The following is a 21,499-nucleotide window of genomic DNA, read 5'->3' as shown; positions in this document are numbered from 1 at the left end:
AAGGAAGATACTATTTATGAAATTATTCGATTTGTCTAATAAAGTTGCAATTGTTACTGGAGGAAATCGAGGTTTAGGTCGCTCTATGGCGTTAGCGCTTGCAGAAGCTGGGGCAAATGTCGTTATTGTAGGAAGAGATGAGCAATTGAATAGTCAAGTAGTTAAAGAAATTGAAGCGCTAGGCTCTAAGGGGCTAGGATTATCAGTAGATTTACGAAATGTAGACGCAATTAATAATATGGTAACAACAGTTAAAGATCAGTTTGGAAGTGTTGATATTTTAGTAAATAATGCAGGGGTTTCAAATACTCATATGGCACTCGAAGTAACTGAGCAAGAATGGGATCAAGTAATGGACTTAAATGTAAAGTCACTGTTCTTCTGTTGTCAAGCAGCAGGAAAAGTAATGAAAGAACAAGGATCAGGTAAAGTTATTAATCTTGCATCTGTAGCGGGTGCAGTTGGTGATGTTGGAATTAGCCCGTACACAGCGAGTAAAGCAGCCGTAATCAACTTAACGAGAACACTGGCTCTTGAGTGGGCGAAATATGGAATTCAAGTAAATGCAATCGGTCCAGCATATATTAAAACCGACATGAATAGCGAAGCACTAGAAAACGAGAAAGTATTAAGTAAAATTGTCGGAAAAACTCCGATGAAGAGATTAGGTCAACCTCAAGAACTTTCTGGAGCAGTTATTTTACTAGCATCAGATGCAAGTAGTTATATGACAGGTCAAACACTATTTGTTGACGGTGGATGGTTAGCGCAATAATATACATGTACTGCGGAGGGAACTTCATGAATTTATCGTCAATATTAGTTAATAATCGTATATGTGAAATTCTTGGAATAGAACACCCAATTATTCAAGGTGGTTTAGCATATGTAGGTAACGGGCGACTAGCGGCAGCTGTATCAGAAGGAGGGGGCTTTGGCCAAATTGGTTCTGCAGGTCGTACTCCTGAAGGGTTTGAAGAAGAGATACTTATCGCTCGTCAACTGACGAAAAAACCACTAGGAGTAAATATCCCTATTCGCGGATATGAGGATACGGACAAATACTTAGAAATCGTCAATAAACATAAGCGACTCATTCAAGGGGTAAGCCTTGGGGGAGGAAATCCTCAACCACTTATTCCACAACTGAAAGCGATGGGGTTAAAATCGTTAGTTATGACTTCAACAGTAAAACAAGCCCAAAAAGTTGAACAAATCGGCGCCGATATTGTTATTTGTGAAGGATATGAGGCAGGAGGAAACAATGGAGCAGCAGAATTAACGACGCTTGTGCTCGTTCAACAAGTGGCGGCCTCAGTTTCTATCCCAGTCGTTGCTGCAGGAGGAATTTCAAATGGGAAAGCAATGGTCGCTGTCATGATTTTAGGTGCAGAAGGGGTACAAATGGGAACTCGGTTTGTTGCGACTACCGAATGTGAAGCCCATGAAAATTATAAAAACCTAATAGTCCAAGCGAAAGATGATGATACGATTATCATGTCTCGTTATATAGGTGGCCCTCGTCGTGTATTAAAAAATGACTTTGCCTTAAGAACACAAGCTATTGAACGAGAGACTCCTTCTGTCGAAGAGATCCTTCCTCTTCTAAAAGGTGGACATAATAAGCGAGCTGCTATTGAAGGTGATATTGAAAATGGTTTTATGGGTGGAGGCCAAGTATCGGGTTTAATCGAGGATGTTATAAGTGCCGAACAAGTTGTAAAACAAGTGATGAACGAGGCTGGAAATATTTTCCGAAAATCGAACTGCAATTGATCGTTATGGGTACTCAACAAGTATAGATAGAGTTCTAGAATAATATTTATTCTATTTCATTTATCAAGGTATTATAAGACTTTTTGGCAGGGGGGGAGTTTATGAACGTGAATTTCGGTAGATTGATGCTACAAATTGCGAAAAAGAATAGAGACAAAATTGCTTTAAAGAACATCGAAAGAAATCGGACTTATACCTACATGGAATTTCATCTGTTAACAAACCAAATTTGTAATATGATGCATGATCGTTTTCTACTGGATGAAGGAGACTTTTTTGTTCTAAATCTTGAGAATGATAACTTGAGTCTATTTAATATTTGGACATCCAAAGGCTTGCCAACAAGCACTTGGCTAAATTATCGAGATTCACTCGATGAACACTTATATCAAATTGACTATGTAAAACCAAAGCTTATTTTTATAGAAAAAGAGAAGCTAGACTCTTATTATGAGGAATTAAAAAAACGGAACATCGAAATCATTTGTATGGATAGACCCCCTCATAATTTCCGAGACGTCCATTACTTTTGGGACTTAATCGCTGAAGCTAGTGAGAAGGAAACAAATGTAGAATATGATATGGACGAACATTTGGCTGCTGTGAAATTTACAGGTGGTACAACTGGTCGAGGGAAATGTGTCATGTATACAGTAAGAACATTTCTTTCAGCTGCAAACTATCAATTTGCCCATTCTGAAACTTTACTAGATCAAGAGACGAAGTTTTTACATCTTACTCCAATGTCCCATGCAACAAGTGTGTATTGTTTTCCTGTTTTTATTAAAGGTGGAACGAATTACACCATCAATTCAGCCGAACTAGAGAATTTTTGTAAGGTAATTGAAACGGAAAGCATTACAGCTACATTCGCTGTACCGACACTACTATATCGACTTATTGACTTAGAGGCGGAAAACCGATTTGATCTTAGTAGTTTAAAAATGGTCGTTTACGGGGCATCTCCTATGAGTCCTTCTAAGCTAGAACAACTGCAAGAAAAGTTTGGTAATGTGTTCTGTCAGTTATACGGTTCATCAGAAGCTTATCCTCTTGTCGTTCTTTTAGGCTTAGAAGATCATCAATTAACTCCTGGGAAAGACCGTAACATTATAGCTTCGGCTGGAAGAGCTTTACCTGGTGTTGAAGTGAAAATTGTCGATGAATTAGGTCGTGAAGTTTCCGTTGGAGAGAATGGAGAAATTTGGATAAGGTGCGATGCAGTTATTAAAGGATATTATAATGATCCTGAGAATACAGCTTTGAACTTTTCAGTAGACGGTTTTTGGAAGTCTGGTGACGTTGGGTATATGGATGACAACGGATACATTTACATTGTCGATCGAAAAAAGGATATGATCATTAGCGGTGGTTTTAATGTATATGCGAGTGAAGTAGAACATGTTCTAAACGCACATCCAGGTGTACAGCAATCCGTTGTCATTGGTATTCCTCATGAAGAATGGGGAGAAGCAGTCCATGCCGAAGTTATCTTGAAAAAGAGTAGTTCAGTCATGGATAGTGAACTTTTACAATACTGTAAAGCTAAAATAGCTTCTTACAAAGTGCCAAAAACAATTAACTTTGTAGAGGAATTACCAACAAGTGCAGTAGGGAAAGTACTACGAAGACAAGTAAGGGAGAAGTATTGGACAAATCAAAAACGCAATGTCCACTAAAATAAAACTAGATTTATATTAAAGAAAAGAAGGTGAAGAGGATGACTGAAAAACAAAACACACCAGTTGAACAAGTGAATGAAATCAATTGGGACAAAGTAGAAAACTATATTCGAAGGAATATACCAAACTTAAGCGAAGAAAAGATGCGAACGAAAGCATTTTCAAATGGCTATTCTAATCTCACATATTTTATTGAAATTGGAGATTGGCAAGGGGTGTTAAGGCGACCTCCATTTGGTCCGATTCCACCGCGTGCACATGATATGGAACGAGAATATCAAATATTAGAAAAAGTGTACCCTGTATTTCCTTTAGCTCCAAAACCATTACTTTTTAGTGAAGATCCTGACATTATGGAAAGACATTTTTATATTATGGAAAAGAAGAATGGTGTCGTATTAGATGATGACTTACCAGACGTCTATGAAAAAACGGACAAAACAGGAAGGTTGGTTTCCGAAGCTTTTGTCGATACGCTCGTTAAGATGCATTCTATTGATATAAAAGAAGCTGGTTTAGAATCGATTGGCAAGCCAGATGGCTATTTAGAACGTCAAGTTCATGGGTGGATAAAACGATACCAAAACTCGAAAACGGATGAAATTCCTGATGTTGATGAGGTTGAAAAATGGTTAATCGAAAATATCCCAACTTCTCCTGAACCAACTATTGTCCATAACGATTTTAAATTAAATAATATGATGTATTGTAGCAATGACCCAGGAAAAGTAGTCGGTGTATTCGATTGGGAAATGTGTACGATCGGCGATCCTTTGACAGACTTAGGATCTGCAGTTGCGTATTGGACACAAGCTGGGGAATCATTCTCGGGTCTTCCTTCAGTGACGGGGCAACCAGGATTTTATTCCCGTAAAGAGCTTTTAGAGGAATACGCTCAAAAGAGTGGACGAGACATCTCTAATTTTGACTATTATTTAACGTTTGCATTTTATAAAATTGCCGTTATCCTACAGCAAATTTATTACCGTTGGAAGATTGGTAAGGCAGATGATGAAAGATTTGAATCGCTAATTATCGGAGTCCGAAATTTATTTGCGAATGCGTCGCTTGCACAAAAAAAGGAATTTTTGAAATAGGGCTTGTTTATGAGCCTTTCAATTTTTTATCTTGTCTAATTGGTACTAAGACTCCCACTTTAAGTATTTGTTGAAATAAGAAAGAATAAGTGGGAGATTTGCAACAATAACAACCCGATATTTAATTGCTTTGTTCAAAGTATATAAGGGAGTTCTATGAAAGTGGTCATCACTTAACCCGAAATAGTGTAAGCGTTATCAAGTTGAAGGAAAAACAGAACATGATCGAAAGTTGCAAATTACGAAAAATAATAAATACTTCGAATGAGGAGGAAAACGATGACGAAAGCAATTAAATACGAGGTACAAGATCATATTATGACGATTACGCTCCATCGCTCGGATCGTATGAATGCATTTAATACACAAATGCTTGAAGAAATGCTAGCAGCATTAGATCAAGCAGATTCCGATGATAATGTTCGAGCGATCATTGTAACAGGAGAAGGAAGAGCCTTTTGTGCAGGGGCAGATTTGGATAACGGTAGTCAATCATTCACGGGGGAAGTGGAAGAAACGGAGGAATTTCGTGATACAGGTGGCATCCTTAGTCTGAGAATTTACGATTTGAAAAAACCTATCATTGCCGCGATAAATGGTCCAGCTGTAGGCGTCGGAATTACGATGACGCTCCCAATGGATATAAGAATCGCCTCTACCAATGCAAAAATGGGCTTTGTATTTTGTCGACGAGGAATTGCGCCCGAAGCGTGTAGCGGTTGGTTTTTACCTCGTGTAGTTGGCATCAGTAAAGCGACAGAATGGGTGTTAACTGGGAGAGTTTTCCCAGCACAAGAAGCTTTAGATAGCCGATTAGTAAGCCAAGTTGTTTCACCTGAAGAGTTATTACCGACTGCAAGAGCGATCGCTAAGGACATTGCAGAAAATACTTCAGCAACATCTGTCGCTCTATCTAGACAATTACTCTGGCGTATGTTAGGAGCCGATCATCCTAGGACATCTCATGCAATTGAATCCAAAATGATTCATTGGTCAAGTGCTGAAGCGGATGCAAAAGAAGGGGTTGCTTCTTTCTTTGAGAAAAGAAAACCTGAATTTTCATTGAAAGTTAGTAAAGATATGCCATCTTTCTACCCTTGGTGGGAGGAAAGTAAATAAAAAATAAGCAATGCTGACAGGCTCTACCTTTTTTAGGTAGGGTTTTTCAGGGTATAAAGAGGTGTATAAATTAATGTCTTCATGATGATATTAAGAGAAAAAGTGAGGGAGATATAATGAAAAGAAGAATTAGTTTTGCCTTGCCATTCCTATTAATTTTTATCTTACTTTTCAGCATTGAACTTGTTCATGCAGATGAAGGCAAAAGACTTGGAGGTAATTCTGTAACATTTAAAGGAGCGTCACAAGATTGGTATGTGGAACATGAAATGAATCTGAATGGAACGGAAATCGAATACAGCACTAAGATAACATACAAAGGAAAGCATAAAGAAATGTTAAATTCTTCTCCCTTGTATTATGAGATTATAAGTAATAAAGGCGGATCATACGGTGGCTGTTTTAACTTAAAACGAGCTCATGAATTTCAAAGTCAAACGATATCTTGCGGTGGTTGTCACTACTTAGGCCAAGAAACGGAAGTAAAGTGTGTCATTAGATACGCCAACTTTCAAAAAGATGAAATACTGACGTTAAAAAAAGAAACTTTTTAATTTTTTTCAATAACATTTGAACGGAACAGAGGCTCTTTCATAAACCATCGGTAAAAAGCATGAGAAATATAATACGATACACCAATTGTCATAAAGCTCCAATACCAAGCCCAATTTTTGTAACGAATTAAATCGGTAAATTTTACTGCAATTATTTCAAAAAATGTGACGACAGCTGTATATTTAAAATAATATAAAGATTTCTTAAGAAAAGTTTGTTGCTCAGGATAATAAAGGTTAAATAGTACAGCTAACGCTGGAAAAATGAGATATTCAAAAATAAAACTAGATTTGTTTGATTTTTTAAAATAATAGCGGTAAGGGTATTGAACCAATCCTTTTTCAACAACGAGTAATCCGAAATACCACGTGATTACTTGATGAAAAAGAAGAGAGACTAATGCTTGACGCACTTTCGTTCTGGGAACATAAACAAGTAATAATAAAATTGTAATGACAGTAGAAGATATGATAATATTTTTTTCTAATCTGTGCTTGGCCAATTGTTACCCTCCTCCCTTGTATAGATTCAACTTTATCCCGCAACAGCTGGCAGTAATCCCCCACTTTAAGAAATCGAGGAATTAATGAAGGATATTGGGGGATAAACTTCAGTAACAACTAAATGAAAGCAGATAAATGCGCCACGTCCTGTGGCAACGTCTGTTTGACCTACATCGTGTGGGCTTCAACTAACCATTAGTGGAGAAAGAGGAAAATCCTCACTGATGGAAGTTTCACTTGATAAAGATTAAGTGAGAATCGTTATCTTTTTTCTTAGTCCTATTATGACACGAATGAAAAAGAATTATTTGCGAAAGCAAATAAAAAACACCGAACATTAAATTTATCAATGTTGGCGTTTAATTAAAGTCCTTTAAAATGGAATCGGCTGAATAGTCAAACCAATCTGTGTAGGTTTGTCCTAATAATTCGGTTGTTAATAAAGTAACGACTTCCATAAATTTACTAAGGTCTTCTTCGGGAATCTTTTCTAATATTTTTACAATCTGTAGATTAGAATTTGTAACATGTTCTTCAATAAATTCTTTTACAATGACCCGTCCTTCTTCCGTAATTGTCAATTCTTTCGCTCGGGTCGTTTTTCCAGCCTCAATTTTTACTAAACCAGCCTCGTTTAATTTTGTTAATTGACGAAAGGCATTTGAAATATTAGTTTGTACCAAATAGGTAAGATCGCTCATCGTTAATTTTGTATCAAAATATAATATCCAAAGAGTTCGGAAACTCGGAAAAGAAAGGTCATATTTTTTAATAAATTGTATAATATCATTTTCAATGACAGCATTAAGCCCTCTAATACAAGCGAATGCCTTATAACTCGTAGTAAAACGTTCTCCCATTGAACTCAAAACCATCTCTCCTCTCCTGAATTAAATTATTTGTCTAACGTGAAGTAGTAGTAACTAGAATTTACCTTTTATTGGAAACTGTATATTTATTATTGCCACCTTAAAATTCTTTAAACTAGCAATTGTATTATTGTATTAACTCACTAGTGTTTCATAAAGGTAGTGTCAATAAGTTTGTGTAAATCATCAATAGGGTACTTCCTCAGATCTTAGGGAGGGAGTTTCTGGTATGGCCCCCTCGGGGGCCATACCAGAAAAAATTTCCACATCCCTATTCGCGTTCGGTTCCGTATCGCTGTTTGAACATCTCCTGCAAAGTAGAGTAGGCATTACTAAAGCCTCTTAACTTTCTTTCTGCCCAGCGTTGATTATAGTCCATCGATTGAAGATAAACGATTTTTTCAGCCGCTTTTTCAGTGGGGAGACTGTTCATGGTTTTGGTTCGTTTCTTGATCTCCTTGATCGTTCGCTCGATGATATTTGTCGTGTAAATCATCGGTTGAATGGAGGAGGGATAGGTTAAAAAGGTCAGCAGAACATCAAGGTCTTGTTCCCAGCTTTTAACGACTTTTGGATATTTTTTTTGCCATGTGTCCTTGAAAGCACGAAACTTTCCCTTGGCTTCCTCTTGAGTATTGGCTTTATAAATAGGTTTAAGCTTCAGCTACAGCGGACTGATCCTTCTTTCTGACGGCATTGAGAGCATTATGAACCTTATGAACAACACAGCGCTGGACATCCGCTTTTGGATAAACGGCTTTCATAGCTTCCTCAAGACCTGGAAGCCCGTCGAATACACCTAGAAGAACTTCTTCAAGGCCACGGTGATAAAGGTCGTTAAGAATCGTCTTCCAACCTAGCGCACTTTCTTGGCCACCAACATAGAAACCCAGAATTTCTCTGAAGCCATCTTCCGTGACGCCGACAACGAGATAGACAACTTCATTAGCAACATCATCACGACGCAGCTTGAGATAAGTACCATCTAAATAAAGGACAGAGTAGCGCTTTTTCAGTGGTCGTTGTTGCCAAGACTCAATATCCTCTGCCACGACGTCGGTGATTTGACTAATCGTTGCAGCCGAGTAAGAATGACCTAAAATACGCTCAATAAACTGACCAATTTCACGAGTGCTTACACCTTTTTGATACATTGTGATAATGGTTTCACCAAGCCACTGCTCACGTCGTTGATAAGGAGAAAAGATCTCTGTTTGAAAGGCATTTTCACGATCACGAGGCACTTGTAGATCTTCCAATCTTCCATACTTGGTATCTAGTTGCCTTTGATAGAAGCCGTTCTTCTGGTTTTTTAACTCTGGGTGTTCATGTTCAAAAAAACTATTCGTTTCTTCTTTCATCATGGTCTCAAGTTTTTCTTTCACAAACTCACGAACCATAGAATCTAATTGATTTTCAAGTGTGTTTTGTCCTATACTAGTACTCATAGGTAGGGCATCCCTCTCAGTTGGTTTAGCGGTTAACTAGAGGGTACCCTACCTCTTTTTTTGTTTCAAATCATTTACACAAACTATTGTACGTCATCTTCATAAATTATGACTGAATTTTTAGATTAAAATTATTTTCTTATTATAGTCAAAAGTTAATACCCGAATCCCTTTTTCCATAAATTCAAGGCGCGGATTTACTGTTACACCAGCCTTTGTTTTGCGGAATTTTGCCCGCAGGTAATTCGTCATTTTAAGTGGTAATGTACTTGAATGAATGGTTTTTGAGGCCATCACAAGTTTGGTAGCGTGCGTTTTCACATGAATTGACACTAAATCATGAAAAAAGTCGTTGAAAGATATCTGAATTCAAGCCATTTAATCGCCTTGACAAACTAAATTAATGCAACACTAGTGTTATTAACATTATAAATATCTAAGGAGTTGTTTACTAAGGAAATTATTAAAAGTTATACGAATAAATATAGAGATGAATTGATAGATTGTTATAATAATTTGAAAAAAGGAGGAGGTGTAGCTAATGGACTTAGCTCTAGATCATATTGTCCATTTTACTGATCCAAAATTAGCAATGAATTGTATGAAAAAGTATGGGTTGCATGTTGTTCATGGTGGGAATCATATAAAATGGGGGACTTATAATACATTATGTTATTTTGATTTGACGTACATTGAATGGATGGGAATTAATGATATAAGTAAAGCAGGAAAGGTTGATGATATTGGAATTATTAAGCAAGTATATTTAGAACGTAATCAGGGAGACCATTTAATATCCTTTGCAATGAGAACCTCCAATATTGAAAAGCTATCTTTACAATTAACGAAAAAGGGATTAAAAGTTCGAGGACCGTTTATAGGGGAGAGAATTCTAAGTGATGGTAGTCAAATTAAATGGAAGATGCTATTTATTGATAACGACTTCCAAACTCTACCACTTCCTTTTTTTATTGAGTGGGAAGAAAGTGACAATGAACGAAGGGTCGCATTAAGAAACCGAAACTTAATTGCACCACACAAATTAGGGGATGATTTATATTGTTCATTTATCGGATTTGCTGTTAATGACTTAGAAAAGACGGTTGAACGATGGCAAAATGTATTTAATCTTGAAGCAAGTGAAACTTTTAATTCATCATCGCTAAATGCGAGATGTCAGAAGTTATTTCTTAATGGTGGAGACCTAATGTTCTGTGAACCTGTCAATAAAGGTAGGGTTTCTGAAGTATTACATCATTATGGTGAGCGAATATTTTTATTCTCATGTCAAAGAGATAGTGAAGAGAAACGTGAAATAGAACTTGGTAATGTATTGTACTGGATTTAATTAAAAAGGTTGACTCAAGAGAAAGTGTCGGCGCTTAATCTTAAATGATGGTAGCGTTTACACTTATGAGTCAACCTCTATTTAGATGAATTCTTTTAATGTAATTTGTTTTGCTTCTTCAATGTGTTCTTCCATCAAATCTTGTGCAATTTTTTTATTTGAGTGTAACATTGCAGCTATAATTCGTTTATGCATGGCATTCGTTTCTTTAGGTCGTTCGGAGCTAGTAGCAGTTATTACACTTATCCACTGAAGTTGTGCATCTAATGACTCCATTAATTTAATCAAACGTTGGTTTTTTGACCATAATATTAATGTTCTGTGAAATTCCCGATCGGATTCCACGAAAGTCTCAACACTACTATCATTTAAAGTTTCTTCTACTTTTATTGCTTTATTAAGCATTTTTTCAATATCCGCTTTTGTCATGTTTTCCATGGCTAAGTTTACTGCCTGACGCTCTAAAGCATTTCTAATATCATATACTTCTTTTACATCTTGGACTTTAGGTGTATTTACAAACGTACCTGACCGTTCTTTTATTTCAACAAGTCCATCTTGTTGCAACAAATATAGCGCATCACGAACGGGGGTCTTACTAATCCCTAACTCAGAAATAATGTCATCATAATTTACTCTTGAACCAGGTGTAAGTTCATTGCTGATAATTTTTTTTCGTAAATAAAAATAAACTTGTTCACTTAAGTTTCTTTTTTCGATCATATTGTAATCACCGTCCTATGGTATTAGTTGTTTCTTTAATTAGAATACATATAATTTAATATTCTTTCGAAAATACTTCAAGTAGGCCTTGAGGTGTTTTTTCGTGGTATAAGAGTATTTTTAAAATGTAATTGAGTTTTTTAAAAATTTTTCTTAATCTTATTGTTTTATTTTTCTGAATATTATATAATATCTAATATATCAGATTATACATGAATACAAGGAGGGAAGTAAAGATGAAAAGTTTTGCAATACTTGGATTAACTGGCCAGGGGATAGAAACAGGTGGCGAGATATTATCAAATGTGTTGAAAACATTAGGATATAAACATCGGGTATGGAGAGATTTTTCAACAATTATCCGTGGAGGACACACAGCATATGAAATCTACATCTCAGAAGATGATGAAATCGAACTACCACCTCGTTTGGAAAAGGTAGATTTGGCAATCGTTTGGGATGATGAAGGTGTAAAACGTTATAAGGACCGAGTAAAGAACGAATATTCTATCTATGGTTCTAAACAAGTAACTAATACAGTTGAAGAAAAAAATATTTTAGATATTCCTAAAATAGGTTTTAATGTTTGGGCAGTCGGAGTAATAACGGGAGCACTTGGTATTTCTTTTAAAGAAGTTCAACAGCAAATTCAACAACGTTTTAAAGATCAAAAGAACCAAGATTTATTCTATGAAGGGTTTCAATTGACAAAGACGAGATGTGTTGGTCGACCGCTGTTAAAAAGAGATACAGAATATGCAAGTATATCTGGAAATGACGCGTTATCCCTCGGGGCTATAGCTGGCGGTGTCCGACATTATTTCGGATATCCGATAACACCTGCTTCAGAGATTTTAGAAAATCTATCAGAATGGTTACCACCACTCGGCGGTGCGACTTATCAAGTAGAAGATGAAATAGCTGCAATCCATGCAGCAATAGGATGTAGTTTTTCAGGAAAAAGAACAATAGTTGCGACAAGCGGACCAGGTATATCATTGATGACTGAAGGCATTGGCTACTGTTCAGCAACAGAGATACCGTTAGTAATCATTGATAATCAACGGGGTGGACCTTCAACAGGAATGCCAACCAAAACGGAGCAGAGTGATCTAAATCACCTCAAATATGGTGGTCATGGAGAGTTTTCTAGAGTATTACTTACTCCAACTAGTGTCATTGATTGTATTACAGTCATTCAGGAAGCTTTAAACCTAGCAGACTATTATCAATGCCCAGTCATAATAGCACTAGATCTAGACTTAGCATTAAGGCGTGTCTCTCTTCCTTGGACGGAAATAGAGGAGGCCATCAATGGTATAGTTATTGATCGTGGTCGATTGATCACTGAAAACGTAGAAGACGGTAAGTATATACGATACGAGTCACTTGATGGATTACCACCGAACAGAACCATTCCAGGTGTAAAAGGTGGGGCTTATGTTGCTAGCGGTGACGAACATGATGAAAGAGGTTATATGGAGCCTGACTTTAAAGAGGTTAGACAGTCGCTACATCTAAGGAGATTGCATAAAACAGATGACATCATATATCATCGAGCGTTTTCGAAAGTTGGTAGTGAAAAGGCGCCAATAACGATTATTGGAACGGGAGCGATGGGAGAATTAATAGAGCACCTCGTAAACAAAGATCCAGAAACTTATCAAGGCATTTTACTAAGACAATTATCGCCAGTGCCATTACAGGAGCTTATAGATGCGATTAAGGAAACAAAGAAAGTCATTGTAGCTGAATATAATGCTACTGGCCAAATACGAACGTTTATTAAAGAAGCGATTCAGCACAAAGAGGTTAATTCCATTCTGCGCTTTGATGGTGAACATTATACAGAAGAAGAATTTGAAAAAGAGTTAGTTCAAAGGTTGGGGGTGAGTACATGACACAAACATTAACGACGAAAGACTATTCAAATGGAAATGCGCCTACATGGTGCCCTGGATGTGGAGATTATGCAGTCCTTAGAGCAATTCAGCGTTCATTACTCAATTTACAAGTTCAACCAGAGGACGCAACATTAGTATCTGGAATTGGTTGTAGTGGGAAAATAGCACACTATTTCGGTGGTTATTCCATTCACTCTACCCATGGTCGAGCTTTAACTATTGCTCAAGGTATAAAGGCAGCGCGACCAGAACTAACTGTAATTGCTGCAGGTGGCGATGGTGATGGATATGGAATAGGTGTTGGTCATTTAGTACATGCAGCTAGACGGAATTTAAATATTACGTATGTTGTTATGGACAATGGTGTTTATGGTAATACAAAAGGGCAAACTTCACCAACTAGTCCTATTGGTTACCAATCATCGACTACACCAATAGGTAACAAAGACACCCCTATCAACCCATTGCTTCTTGCTTGGTCATCAGGCGCTTCTTTTATAGCACAAGGATTTGCAGGTAATTTTAAACACTTAGAAGACTTGGTAGTTAAAGGTATACAACATAATGGATTTTCTTTGATTAATGTATTCAGCCCTTGTGTGGTTTTCAATAAGTCCCATGGCTACGACTTCTATAAAGAAAATATAGAATACTATGATAAAGTAAGCACTACCCCAGAAGAGTTTGTAGGTATACTTAGCCAATCAAAAATGCCGGCAGGTGTACTTTGGCAAAAGTCTTCTCCTTCTACTATACCCTCAAACCAGCTTGAGAAGGGGGAAGAGAAAAATCTAGCAAGGTATCTCCGTTCTAAAATAATCTAGGAATATTTTATCAAAACTAAAATAATAGTTAAATTGAGGTGTTCGAATTGGAAGGAAAGATCTTTGAATATATGCAGAAATATGATTATGAAAATCTTTATTTTTTTAATGACAATCAAACGGGAATTAAAGGTGTTATTTGTATTCATGATACAACGTTAGGACCTGCTACTGGTGGATGTAGAATGTGGACATATGCAACTGAATGGGATGCGATTGAGGACGCACTTCGATTAGGAAAAGGGATGACATATAAATATGCGGCTGCAGGAGTAGACCTTGGTGGTGGAAAAGCGGTTATTATCGCTGATCCTAAGAAAGATAAAAGTGAAGCATTATTTCGTTCATTTGGTAGATTTCTAAACCGCTTAAATGGTTTGTATATTACTGGTCAAGATGTCGGTACAACATTAAGAGATATGGAAACAATCCGATCAGAAACGCCTTATGTAGTAACTCTTCCAAGGGAATTGGGTGGTGCAGGTCCGATTTCACCGTCAACCGCTTTAGGAGTGTTCCAATCGATAAAGGCTTGTGTAAAAGAAAAATATGGAACAGATCAATTAAAAGATATTAGAGTGGCTGTTCAGGGAGTAGGAAGTGTCGGTTATTATCTCGTTAAATACTTAACAGAAGCAGGCGCTAATGTAACGATTGCTGATATTGATACCAAGCGAACAAAAGAATTAACCGAAGAATTTGGAGTGCGCGTTGAAAGTACAGAGACGATTCACTCACTCGATGTTGAAGTTTTTTCACCGTGTGCACTAGGTAAAATCATAAACGATCAAACGATTTCAGAGCTTAAATGTAAAGTAGTTGCAGGCAGTGCAAATAATCAACTTGCTGATGAGAAGCACGGTGATTTTTTAAGCGAATTAGGCATTTTGTATGCTCCAGATTATATTGCCAACGCAGGCGGTACGATTTATGATACAGATCGTTTAAAGCCAGGTGGGTTCAATGAAGTAAGGGCGATTAATCACGTTGAGAGAATTTATGAAACGATGACTGACATAATAAAGATTTCAAAAGAAGAGACTATACCAACATATAAGGCAGCTGATTTATATGCTGAAAGAAGAATAGAGTCTGTTGGTAGGGCGAAGCACCTGCAAAAAGACATTATTAATAATATGCAGTGATTTTTTATCATCTAACTGATATATCACATATCAGTTAGATGTGAAAAACTTCTTTTTTTCTAAAAAGGAAGGATATAAAAACAAAAGCTTTAAAAGGAGATGGGATAATTGAGATTAAAAGATAAGGTATGTATTATTACTGGTTCAAGCATGGGGATTGGTGAAACCGTTGCTGAAAGGTTTGCAGAAGAAGGTGCTAAAGTAGTCGTTAATTCTAGAAGTCAAGAGCGGGCAGATATAGTAGCGGCAAAACTCAAAGAGAAAGGCTATGATGTCATTGCGATAGCTTGCGATATGGCAAATAAAAAAGACGTAGAAAGGCTAATGACTAAGACCGTAGAAGTGTTTGGTAAAATTGATGTTTTAGTTAATAATGCTGGGGTTAATCGAATTGCACCCTCAATGGAATTATCGGAAGAAGACTGGAGAGCGGTTATTGATACAAATTTAACGGGTGTATTTTTTGGGGCACAAGAAGCTGCTAAGTTTATGGAGAAAAACGGTGGTGGATCAATAGTAAATATTACTTCTATTTGGGGATCTGTTGTCGTTCCAATGCGAGCAGCGTATAGTTCAACAAAGCACGGGATGAACGGACTGACAAAAGTGTTAGCTGTAGAGTGGGCCGAAAAAGGTATTAGAGTTAACGGGGTAGCTCCTGCCTTTATTAAGACTCCTTTAGATGATCAAGATCAAGATTCAGGTGGATATGGTGACGAAGACATCATGAGAAGGACACCGTTGAAACGTTTTGGAACGACAAAAGAAGTGGCAGATGTCATTCTATTTTTAGCTTCAGATGAAGCGAGTTATGTTACAGGTACGACATATACTGTAGACGGCGGTTGGTTAGCATACGGTGGTTGGTAAAGGAGGGAACGTATGACAGTACTTTTTATAGATCATTCTAATGTAAAATTTGAAGTTTTGGAAGGCACAATAGGTACAGGTGAGGCTTTTATAACGAGAGTAGTTAATGATGAAATCTCTGATTCTCTCGGAGGTGGAATCGTAAAAATGGAAAATTGTAAGTTTCCATGGACAGTGAAATATGATGAAATCATCTATGTTCTTGAAGGAGAAATTATAATTCACGACGAAATGAAGACTGAAAGAATGATAGGGAAAAGCGGGGATGTTTTCTTTGTGGAAAAAGATACCCCAATCGTTTATGAAACAACATCCAGCGGTGCGTTCTTCTTTTCTCTATACCCAGCAAACTGGAATAAATAACATAAGGTCAAATAATTAGAAGAATGCCTTTCATTAGAGAAGGGTTTTCTTCTAGGTTAAATTTCAGAATATTTTAAAAAAATAAAAAAGAGGGGTGTACTTTATGACATTTGGAATATTTCTTAGTCTTGTGTTGTTTCCAGTTTCAGTTGTGTTAGTAACTATTTTAGTTTATTTAAGTGAAACAAAGAAAGATCAAGCTCGGCATAAAGAAATATCAGTATCGTCAAACTCTGATGATGTGAAGGGAGAACTATAATTATGAATGCACATCCACTTACGATCTCTGTTTTTATCCTCTATCTTATTTTATTAGTTGTTATTGGGTATGTAAATTCAAAGAAATCCTCTGGAGGTTTAACGGACTTTTTCTTAGCTGGTCGTAACTTAGGGAAATGGACAGTAGCATTTAGTGCGGTAAGTTCTGGTCGGAGTGCATGGCTAGTTCTTGGGGTCACAGGTATGGCTTATGTAGGTGGATTGCAAGCTGTATGGGTCGCATTTGGTTATATCTTCGTAGAGATCTTCATGTTTTTCTATGTTGCAAAACGCTTTCGTAGATTTAGTGAAAAGACTGGAAGTATTACAATCCCAGATATACTCGAGTCAAGGTATGAGGATAAAACAAATCTCTTAAGGGTAACGAGTGCATTAATTATCATTTTCTTTATGATCGCTTACGTAGGTAGTCAAATTGTAGCAGGGGGTACCGCATTTTCTAACAGCTTGGGACTATCATCAACAAGTGGAATGTGGATGACAGCAGGAATTATTCTATTATATACAATCCTAGGTGGATTTCACGCTGTAGCAAAAACGGATTTGCTTCAAACAATGTTTATGTTTGTTTCATTAACAATTCTCCCAATTGTTGCCATCATCGGATTAGGAGGGTTTGGTCCAGTTATTGATGCCATGCACGTCCAAGGTACAAACTTTATCGATCCGTTCTCATTTTCATTTGGAGCTATAATGGGGCTTGTCGGGATTGCACTAGGTAGCCCAGGAAACCCGCATATTTTAGTACGATATATGGCGCTTAAAGATCCAAGAGAAATGCGTAAAGCTGCTCTTATCGGTTCAATTTGGAACTTATTGATGGCATACGGGGCGATTATGATTGGGTTAACTGGTCGAGCATATTTCCCTGATATCTCATTATTACCAAATGAAAACCATGAGGCCATTTTTACATCTCTTGGAAACGAATTATTTAACCCATTCTTCTTTGGAATTCTAGTTGTAGCTATATTAGCCGCGATCATGTCTAGTGCTGATAGTCAATTGCTAGTAGCATCAAGTGCAATTGTACGTGATATTTATGACAAATTGATAGGAAAAGGTAAAGAAATTTCTCAAGCTAAATTAATGCTATTTAGCCGCTTATCAATCTTATTTGTAATGGGTCTTTCACTAATTTTAGCATTTACAATGACTGAATTTGTTTTCTGGATGGTATTGTTTGCATTTGGTGGTTTAGGCGCATGTTTTGGTCCAGCTTTATTATTAAGTTTTTACTGGAAAGGAACAACAAAACAAGGGATTTTCTGGGGAATGATTTCAGGGTTAATTACCGTTATTCTCGTAAAACAGCAACCACAATGGACATATGCGTTCCTTCCTGATGTAAAAGCTTTAGTATCTAAGCTGCTCTTTGGAATTACGTATGAAGCCGTGCCAGGTTTCATTATAGCAACTCTTGTAATTGTTATCGTTAGTAAATTTACGAAAAGACCTGATAGTGCTGATGAGGTTGTTAATGACTTGAACAGTCAATAATTGTAGTGGGAAAGTAGAGTATCCTTTTAGCTAGGTCATTAAATTTTATACTCTATTTTAATAGTTGTCTTATTTAAAAGGATACTCTGCAATAAAATAAAAGTATAAGGGGGAAGATATGTCAGTTGTTAAAATAAAAATGATAAAAAGTATCGAACATTTTTCTGAAATAGAAAAACTATATGGAGAAATTTGGGGAAGTTTTAATAAAGTTCCGCTTCACAATCTCATAACAGTAGCGAGAAATGGTGGAATTGTATTAGGTGCTTTTAATAATAAGGAAAAAATGGTTGGTTTTTCTTACGGGTTCCCAGGAGTAAGTGATTTGAACTCAGGCAATCCAAGAATCTATCTTTGTTCACATATATTAGGGATATTAAAAGACTACCGAAATTTAGGTATTGGTGAAGAGCTTAAATGGGAACAATATGATCAAGCTCGTAAAATAGGCTTTTCAAATATTCAATGGACATTTGATCCACTAGAAGCAATCAATGCAAACTTAAACTTTCACAAATTAGGGGCTATAGGTTTTAAATATAGTGAAAATTGTTACGGATTTATTAATGATAACTTAAATAAGGGAATACCAACTGATCGATTAGTAGTAGATTGGGATGTTAACCATACTCTTGCACAAAAAAAATCATTGATATCAAGTAGGAGAGGAGTTAAGGAGTATTATGAAGTTGGTAAAGTCATAGGAACAGAGGATAATTTATATTGGGAGGTAGGTAATATCGAAGAAACTTCAGGTGATATAGCACTTAAATTACCGATTCCTAAAAATATTCAAAAAATAAAGTATTCTAATCCAGATCTAGCTAAAAAGTGGCGTAATCAATTTAGGGAAGTAATCCAGCGTTTATTTGCTAAAGGGTTTCAAATCAATGATTTCAAACAGTCAAAGAAAGATGTTAACCATTTCTATATCTTGACTAAAAATAAAGACCCAAAGGTCCCTGTCGAATAGAGCTATAGACAGGGACTTTGAATATTTATAATTATAACCAAGCTAGTTGCTATTTTATTGGGATTTGAAATCTTCTTTAATTTTATTTAGTAATTCTGGCGATGTAAGGATATCGAAAGCCGTGTTCGCCATACAAGTTGCGCCTAACATCAAACCTTCAAATCCTTGATCACTCATAGCGGCTTCACGAAATTCATGAGTATGACATGCATACGGTTCGTTGCAAATTTGAATATAAGGATGGATGGATGGCACGACCTGGCTAACATTTCCCATATCTAATGAGCCGCCAGACCCTTTGCTTTGAATTTTAGTTCGATTGACTCCTAATTGCACCAGATTATCTGTAAACACATTGGATAATGTTTCATTTGTGATCATATCGTCATACGAAAATTCATAAAAAGAGGTCTTAAGTTTAGCACCAGTAGCTAAAGCAGCTCCTTCTGCACATCTTTTGACTTTTTCGATTAACTCATTTAGGTAAGTACGATTAGCAGCACGAACATAAAATTGAGCAATTGCATGATCAGGCACGATGTTTGCTGCTTTTCCACCTTCTGGAATAATACCGTGAATGCGAACATCTGAAGTCACATGTTGTCTTAGAGCGTTTATAGAATTAAACGTTTGAATGACAGCGTCTAACGCATTAATTCCTTCATGTGGAGAGGCTGCAGCATGTGCAGCTTTTCCGAAAAACTCAAATTGTATTGCATCCATCGCAAGTGAGGAACCACTTTCTTCAAATCGGTGAAATGGGTGCACCATCATAGCAACATTCAAATGGTCAAAAATGCCTTGCTCTGCCATCGTTACTTTACCACCGCGAGTTTCTTCAGCTGGTGTTCCATACACATATACTTTTCCACCATAATGGTTGACGACTTTACTTAAACCAATTCCAGCTGCTACAGCCATTGTTCCAATCAGGTTATGACCGCAAGCGTGTCCTAAATCAGGCAATGCATCGTATTCTGCCATAAAAGCAATACTAGGACCTGGCATATTACTGTCATAGATGGCTTCAAAAGCAGTGGAAAGACCTGCAGTTCCTAGTTTAACTTGGAAGTCGTGATTTTTTAGTTCATCAGAAAATATTTTAGAAGCTTTAAATTCATCATGACCTAACTCAGGGTTTTCGCCAATGTATTGACTTATTTTATAAAGTTGTTCACGAATTTTTTCAATTTCTAGATGGATTTGTTTTTTCATTTGTTCCTCCATAAGTAAGTAATTATTCTTCTTAAATTGTACCATGCAATTTCATTTAAACTCATATTATAATAAGATATTTCGCTTTGCGAAGTAAATGTTTTTGTGAGAAAATAAACAAAAATATATTGGAGGTATCCATATGTTTAAAGAGACGTTTTTTACGCAATTGAAGGAATTAGCAGCGATTTCAGGAGGTCCAGGGAATGAACACCGTGTTGTTCAAAACTTAGTAGAGCAGTTGAAACTTCATAGTGATGAAGTGGAAGTTGATCAAATGGGAAACATTTATGCCTATAAACACGGGAAGCAACCAGGCCCTACGATTATGGTATCTGCTCATTCTGATGAGATTGGTTGTGTTGTTCGTGATATTGACGAATGTGGGTTTATACGAGTCGAGCGAACAGGAGGAATGCTCGAAGCGTTAATGGTTGGCCGAAAAGTTCAGGTGAACGATCATTTTGGTGTTATTGGTGTTAAAGCTGGTCACCTGCAATCACCAGAAGAACGAAATAAAGTCCCGTCTATTTATGAGTTGTATGTAGATATCGGGGCAAAGTCAAAGCAAGAAGTGAAAGAAATGGGCATTCAAATTGGTGATCCAATTACTTATATTAGTGACTTAGATCGGTTCTCAAATCAAGATTTAATTTGTGGAAAAGCAATTGATAACAGAAGTTGTTGTGTGTTGTTAGTAGAACTCTTTAAAGCGTTAGCAAAGGGCGATTTTAATGGAACGCTCGTTGGGGTGATTGCCGTCCAAGAAGAAGTAGGATTAAGAGGTGCGAAAGTGGCGACGTATAAAGTCAATCCTGATTTTGCAATTGTTCTTGATACAATTCCATGTGCAGATACACCAGATAGTCTCGGTAGTGGCTACCCGATTGGAATTGGACAAGGACCCGTCATTCCAGCTCTAGCAGGTGGTGGGGTAAGGGGAAATATCATGTCGAGGCAAATGAAAAAATGTATCATCCAATTTGCTGAACAACTCGAAATTCCTTATCAATTAGCGGTCATGACAGGTGCAACAACAGATTTGGCTGCTGTCCATTTAGAAAGGGAAGGAATTCTAGGAGGGGCGATAACATTCGCTCGCCGATATTCACATTCTCCAGTTGAAGTGGCTAATTTAAATGACTTTGAGCAAGGCTTTATTCTATTAAAAGCAATGATTGAAAGACAAGAAGACTGGGGAAATATGGGCTTTATATAGTTATTTTTAGTATATGGTAACTTTAGTACACTAAAGGTGTCAATTCTTATTGATTTCCAATCTAATCAACTTATGTTACGCTTTAAT

20 protein-coding genes and 2 pseudogenes are annotated in these 21,499 nt (G+C 36.8%); 16 read left to right on the top strand and 6 right to left on the bottom strand.

What is annotated here, in order from left to right; all coding sequences use genetic code 11:
* The first annotated feature begins 16 nt into the window (after window positions 1-16).
* From BK574_RS09205 to BK574_RS09180, 6 genes are all read left to right on the top strand, one after another.
* Window positions 17-775 (top strand): SDR family NAD(P)-dependent oxidoreductase, encoded by a 759-nt coding sequence (locus tag BK574_RS09205; protein ID WP_078428397.1) that lies wholly within the window; start codon window positions 17-19, stop codon window positions 773-775.
* A gap of 26 nt (window positions 776-801) precedes the next feature.
* Window positions 802-1,776, top strand: a complete 975-nt coding sequence (locus tag BK574_RS09200) for an NAD(P)H-dependent flavin oxidoreductase (protein ID WP_078428396.1) — start codon at window positions 802-804, stop codon at window positions 1,774-1,776.
* A 101-nt stretch (window positions 1,777-1,877) separates the two neighbouring features.
* Window positions 1,878-3,455, top strand: coding sequence for a class I adenylate-forming enzyme family protein (locus BK574_RS09195; RefSeq protein WP_078428395.1), 1,578 nt, complete (start codon window positions 1,878-1,880; stop codon window positions 3,453-3,455).
* Window positions 3,456-3,496: 41 nt separating this feature from the next.
* Window positions 3,497-4,555: a phosphotransferase family protein gene (locus BK574_RS09190; RefSeq protein ID WP_078428394.1), complete on the top strand. Its 1,059-nt coding sequence runs from the start codon at window positions 3,497-3,499 to the stop codon at window positions 4,553-4,555.
* A 279-nt stretch (window positions 4,556-4,834) separates the two neighbouring features.
* Window positions 4,835-5,674: a crotonase/enoyl-CoA hydratase family protein gene (locus BK574_RS09185; RefSeq protein ID WP_078428393.1), complete on the top strand. Its 840-nt coding sequence runs from the start codon at window positions 4,835-4,837 to the stop codon at window positions 5,672-5,674.
* A gap of 116 nt (window positions 5,675-5,790) precedes the next feature.
* Entirely contained in the window at window positions 5,791-6,228 is a 438-nt protein-coding gene (locus BK574_RS09180; RefSeq protein WP_075387446.1) for a hypothetical protein, read from the top strand.
* On the opposite strand, the gene BK574_RS09175 is transcribed toward BK574_RS09180, so the two are convergent.
* From BK574_RS09175 to BK574_RS28390, 4 genes and pseudogenes are all read right to left on the bottom strand, one after another.
* Entirely contained in the window at window positions 6,225-6,731 is a 507-nt protein-coding gene (locus BK574_RS09175) for a CBO0543 family protein (protein WP_078428392.1), read from the bottom strand. The two genes, BK574_RS09180 and BK574_RS09175, sit on opposite strands and share 4 nt — an antisense overlap.
* Window positions 6,732-7,091: 360 nt before the next feature.
* Window positions 7,092-7,601 (bottom strand): MarR family winged helix-turn-helix transcriptional regulator, encoded by a 510-nt coding sequence (locus BK574_RS09170; RefSeq protein WP_142247935.1) that lies wholly within the window; start codon window positions 7,599-7,601, stop codon window positions 7,092-7,094.
* Between the two features lie 271 nt (window positions 7,602-7,872).
* Window positions 7,873-9,049: pseudogene (locus BK574_RS09165) on the bottom strand (IS256 family transposase).
* Window positions 9,050-9,214: 165 nt separating this feature from the next.
* A pseudogene (locus BK574_RS28390) lies at window positions 9,215-9,443 on the bottom strand (IS4 family transposase); the annotation flags it as partial.
* 147 nt (window positions 9,444-9,590) lie between these two features.
* Between BK574_RS28390 and BK574_RS09160 the strand changes: the two are divergent.
* Window positions 9,591-10,397 (top strand): VOC family protein, encoded by an 807-nt coding sequence (locus BK574_RS09160; protein WP_078428390.1) that lies wholly within the window; start codon window positions 9,591-9,593, stop codon window positions 10,395-10,397.
* Between the two features lie 81 nt (window positions 10,398-10,478).
* Here the strand turns inward: BK574_RS09160 and BK574_RS09155 are convergent, their stop codons facing one another.
* Window positions 10,479-11,120 carry a GntR family transcriptional regulator gene (locus tag BK574_RS09155; protein ID WP_078428389.1) on the bottom strand — a complete coding sequence of 214 codons (642 nt, stop codon included), beginning with the start codon at window positions 11,118-11,120 and terminating at the stop codon, window positions 10,479-10,481.
* Window positions 11,121-11,356: 236 nt separating this feature from the next.
* Here BK574_RS09155 and BK574_RS09150 point away from each other — a divergent pair, with 236 nt between their 5' ends.
* The 8 genes from BK574_RS09150 to BK574_RS09120 all read left to right on the top strand — a co-directional run bounded on the left by BK574_RS09150 (window position 11,357) and on the right by BK574_RS09120 (window position 18,978).
* A complete protein-coding gene (locus BK574_RS09150) occupies window positions 11,357-13,021 on the top strand; it encodes a 2-oxoacid:acceptor oxidoreductase family protein (protein WP_158211603.1) in 1,665 nt (554 codons plus the stop codon).
* The gene (locus tag BK574_RS09145; protein WP_078428387.1) at window positions 13,018-13,848 is read left to right on the top strand and encodes a thiamine pyrophosphate-dependent enzyme; all 831 of its coding nucleotides are present in this window, start codon (window positions 13,018-13,020) and stop codon (window positions 13,846-13,848) included. The genes BK574_RS09150 and BK574_RS09145 overlap by 4 nt, the downstream gene beginning before the upstream one ends.
* Before the next feature lie 71 nt (window positions 13,849-13,919).
* Window positions 13,920-14,993, top strand: a complete 1,074-nt coding sequence (locus tag BK574_RS09140) for a Leu/Phe/Val dehydrogenase (protein ID WP_078430816.1) — start codon at window positions 13,920-13,922, stop codon at window positions 14,991-14,993.
* Window positions 14,994-15,101: 108 nt separating this feature from the next.
* A complete protein-coding gene (locus BK574_RS09135) occupies window positions 15,102-15,863 on the top strand; it encodes an SDR family NAD(P)-dependent oxidoreductase (RefSeq protein WP_218970563.1) in 762 nt (253 codons plus the stop codon).
* 12 nt (window positions 15,864-15,875) lie between these two features.
* On the top strand, window positions 15,876-16,226 hold the full coding sequence (locus BK574_RS09130; protein WP_078428386.1) for a cupin domain-containing protein: 351 nt from the start codon (window positions 15,876-15,878) through the stop codon (window positions 16,224-16,226).
* Between the two features lie 103 nt (window positions 16,227-16,329).
* The gene (locus BK574_RS27435) at window positions 16,330-16,485 is read left to right on the top strand and encodes a hypothetical protein (protein WP_158211602.1); all 156 of its coding nucleotides are present in this window, start codon (window positions 16,330-16,332) and stop codon (window positions 16,483-16,485) included.
* 2 nt (window positions 16,486-16,487) lie between these two features.
* Window positions 16,488-18,005: a sodium/proline symporter gene (locus BK574_RS09125; RefSeq protein ID WP_078428385.1), complete on the top strand. Its 1,518-nt coding sequence runs from the start codon at window positions 16,488-16,490 to the stop codon at window positions 18,003-18,005.
* Between the two features lie 118 nt (window positions 18,006-18,123).
* The gene (locus BK574_RS09120) at window positions 18,124-18,978 is read left to right on the top strand and encodes a hypothetical protein (RefSeq protein ID WP_078428384.1); all 855 of its coding nucleotides are present in this window, start codon (window positions 18,124-18,126) and stop codon (window positions 18,976-18,978) included.
* 54 nt (window positions 18,979-19,032) lie between these two features.
* On the opposite strand, the gene BK574_RS09115 is transcribed toward BK574_RS09120, so the two are convergent.
* The gene (locus tag BK574_RS09115) at window positions 19,033-20,193 is read right to left on the bottom strand and encodes a M20 family metallopeptidase (RefSeq protein ID WP_078428383.1); all 1,161 of its coding nucleotides are present in this window, start codon (window positions 20,191-20,193) and stop codon (window positions 19,033-19,035) included.
* A 142-nt stretch (window positions 20,194-20,335) separates the two neighbouring features.
* On the opposite strand from BK574_RS09115, the gene BK574_RS09110 reads away from it, so the two are divergent.
* Window positions 20,336-21,412, top strand: a complete 1,077-nt coding sequence (locus BK574_RS09110; RefSeq protein WP_078428382.1) for a M42 family metallopeptidase — start codon at window positions 20,336-20,338, stop codon at window positions 21,410-21,412.
* The last annotated feature ends 87 nt before the right edge of the window (window positions 21,413-21,499 follow it).

The organism is Alkalihalobacterium alkalinitrilicum (assembly GCF_002019605.1).
GTDB lineage: Bacteria > Bacillota > Bacilli > Bacillales > Bacillaceae_F > Alkalihalobacterium > Alkalihalobacterium alkalinitrilicum.
Note: the sequence above shows the minus strand (reverse complement) of the source record. Positions and strands in the feature narration are given on the sequence as shown.

Coding starts and splice junctions, on each gene's coding strand:
- BK574_RS09205 (WP_078428397.1), top strand. CDS start 17: ATGAAATTATTCGATTTGTCTAATAAAGTTGCAATTGTTACTGGAGGA.
- BK574_RS09200 (WP_078428396.1), top strand. CDS start 802: ATGAATTTATCGTCAATATTAGTTAATAATCGTATATGTGAAATTCTT.
- BK574_RS09195 (WP_078428395.1), top strand. CDS start 1,878: ATGAACGTGAATTTCGGTAGATTGATGCTACAAATTGCGAAAAAGAAT.
- BK574_RS09190 (WP_078428394.1), top strand. CDS start 3,497: ATGACTGAAAAACAAAACACACCAGTTGAACAAGTGAATGAAATCAAT.
- BK574_RS09185 (WP_078428393.1), top strand. CDS start 4,835: ATGACGAAAGCAATTAAATACGAGGTACAAGATCATATTATGACGATT.
- BK574_RS09180 (WP_075387446.1), top strand. CDS start 5,791: ATGAAAAGAAGAATTAGTTTTGCCTTGCCATTCCTATTAATTTTTATC.
- BK574_RS09160 (WP_078428390.1), top strand. CDS start 9,591: ATGGACTTAGCTCTAGATCATATTGTCCATTTTACTGATCCAAAATTA.
- BK574_RS09155 (WP_078428389.1), bottom strand. CDS start 11,120: ATGATCGAAAAAAGAAACTTAAGTGAACAAGTTTATTTTTATTTACGA.
- BK574_RS09150 (WP_158211603.1), top strand. CDS start 11,357: ATGAAAAGTTTTGCAATACTTGGATTAACTGGCCAGGGGATAGAAACA.
- BK574_RS09145 (WP_078428387.1), top strand. CDS start 13,018: ATGACACAAACATTAACGACGAAAGACTATTCAAATGGAAATGCGCCT.
- BK574_RS09140 (WP_078430816.1), top strand. CDS start 13,920: ATGCAGAAATATGATTATGAAAATCTTTATTTTTTTAATGACAATCAA.
- BK574_RS09130 (WP_078428386.1), top strand. CDS start 15,876: ATGACAGTACTTTTTATAGATCATTCTAATGTAAAATTTGAAGTTTTG.
- BK574_RS27435 (WP_158211602.1), top strand. CDS start 16,330: ATGACATTTGGAATATTTCTTAGTCTTGTGTTGTTTCCAGTTTCAGTT.
- BK574_RS09125 (WP_078428385.1), top strand. CDS start 16,488: ATGAATGCACATCCACTTACGATCTCTGTTTTTATCCTCTATCTTATT.
- BK574_RS09120 (WP_078428384.1), top strand. CDS start 18,124: ATGTCAGTTGTTAAAATAAAAATGATAAAAAGTATCGAACATTTTTCT.
- BK574_RS09115 (WP_078428383.1), bottom strand. CDS start 20,193: ATGAAAAAACAAATCCATCTAGAAATTGAAAAAATTCGTGAACAACTT.
- BK574_RS09110 (WP_078428382.1), top strand. CDS start 20,336: ATGTTTAAAGAGACGTTTTTTACGCAATTGAAGGAATTAGCAGCGATT.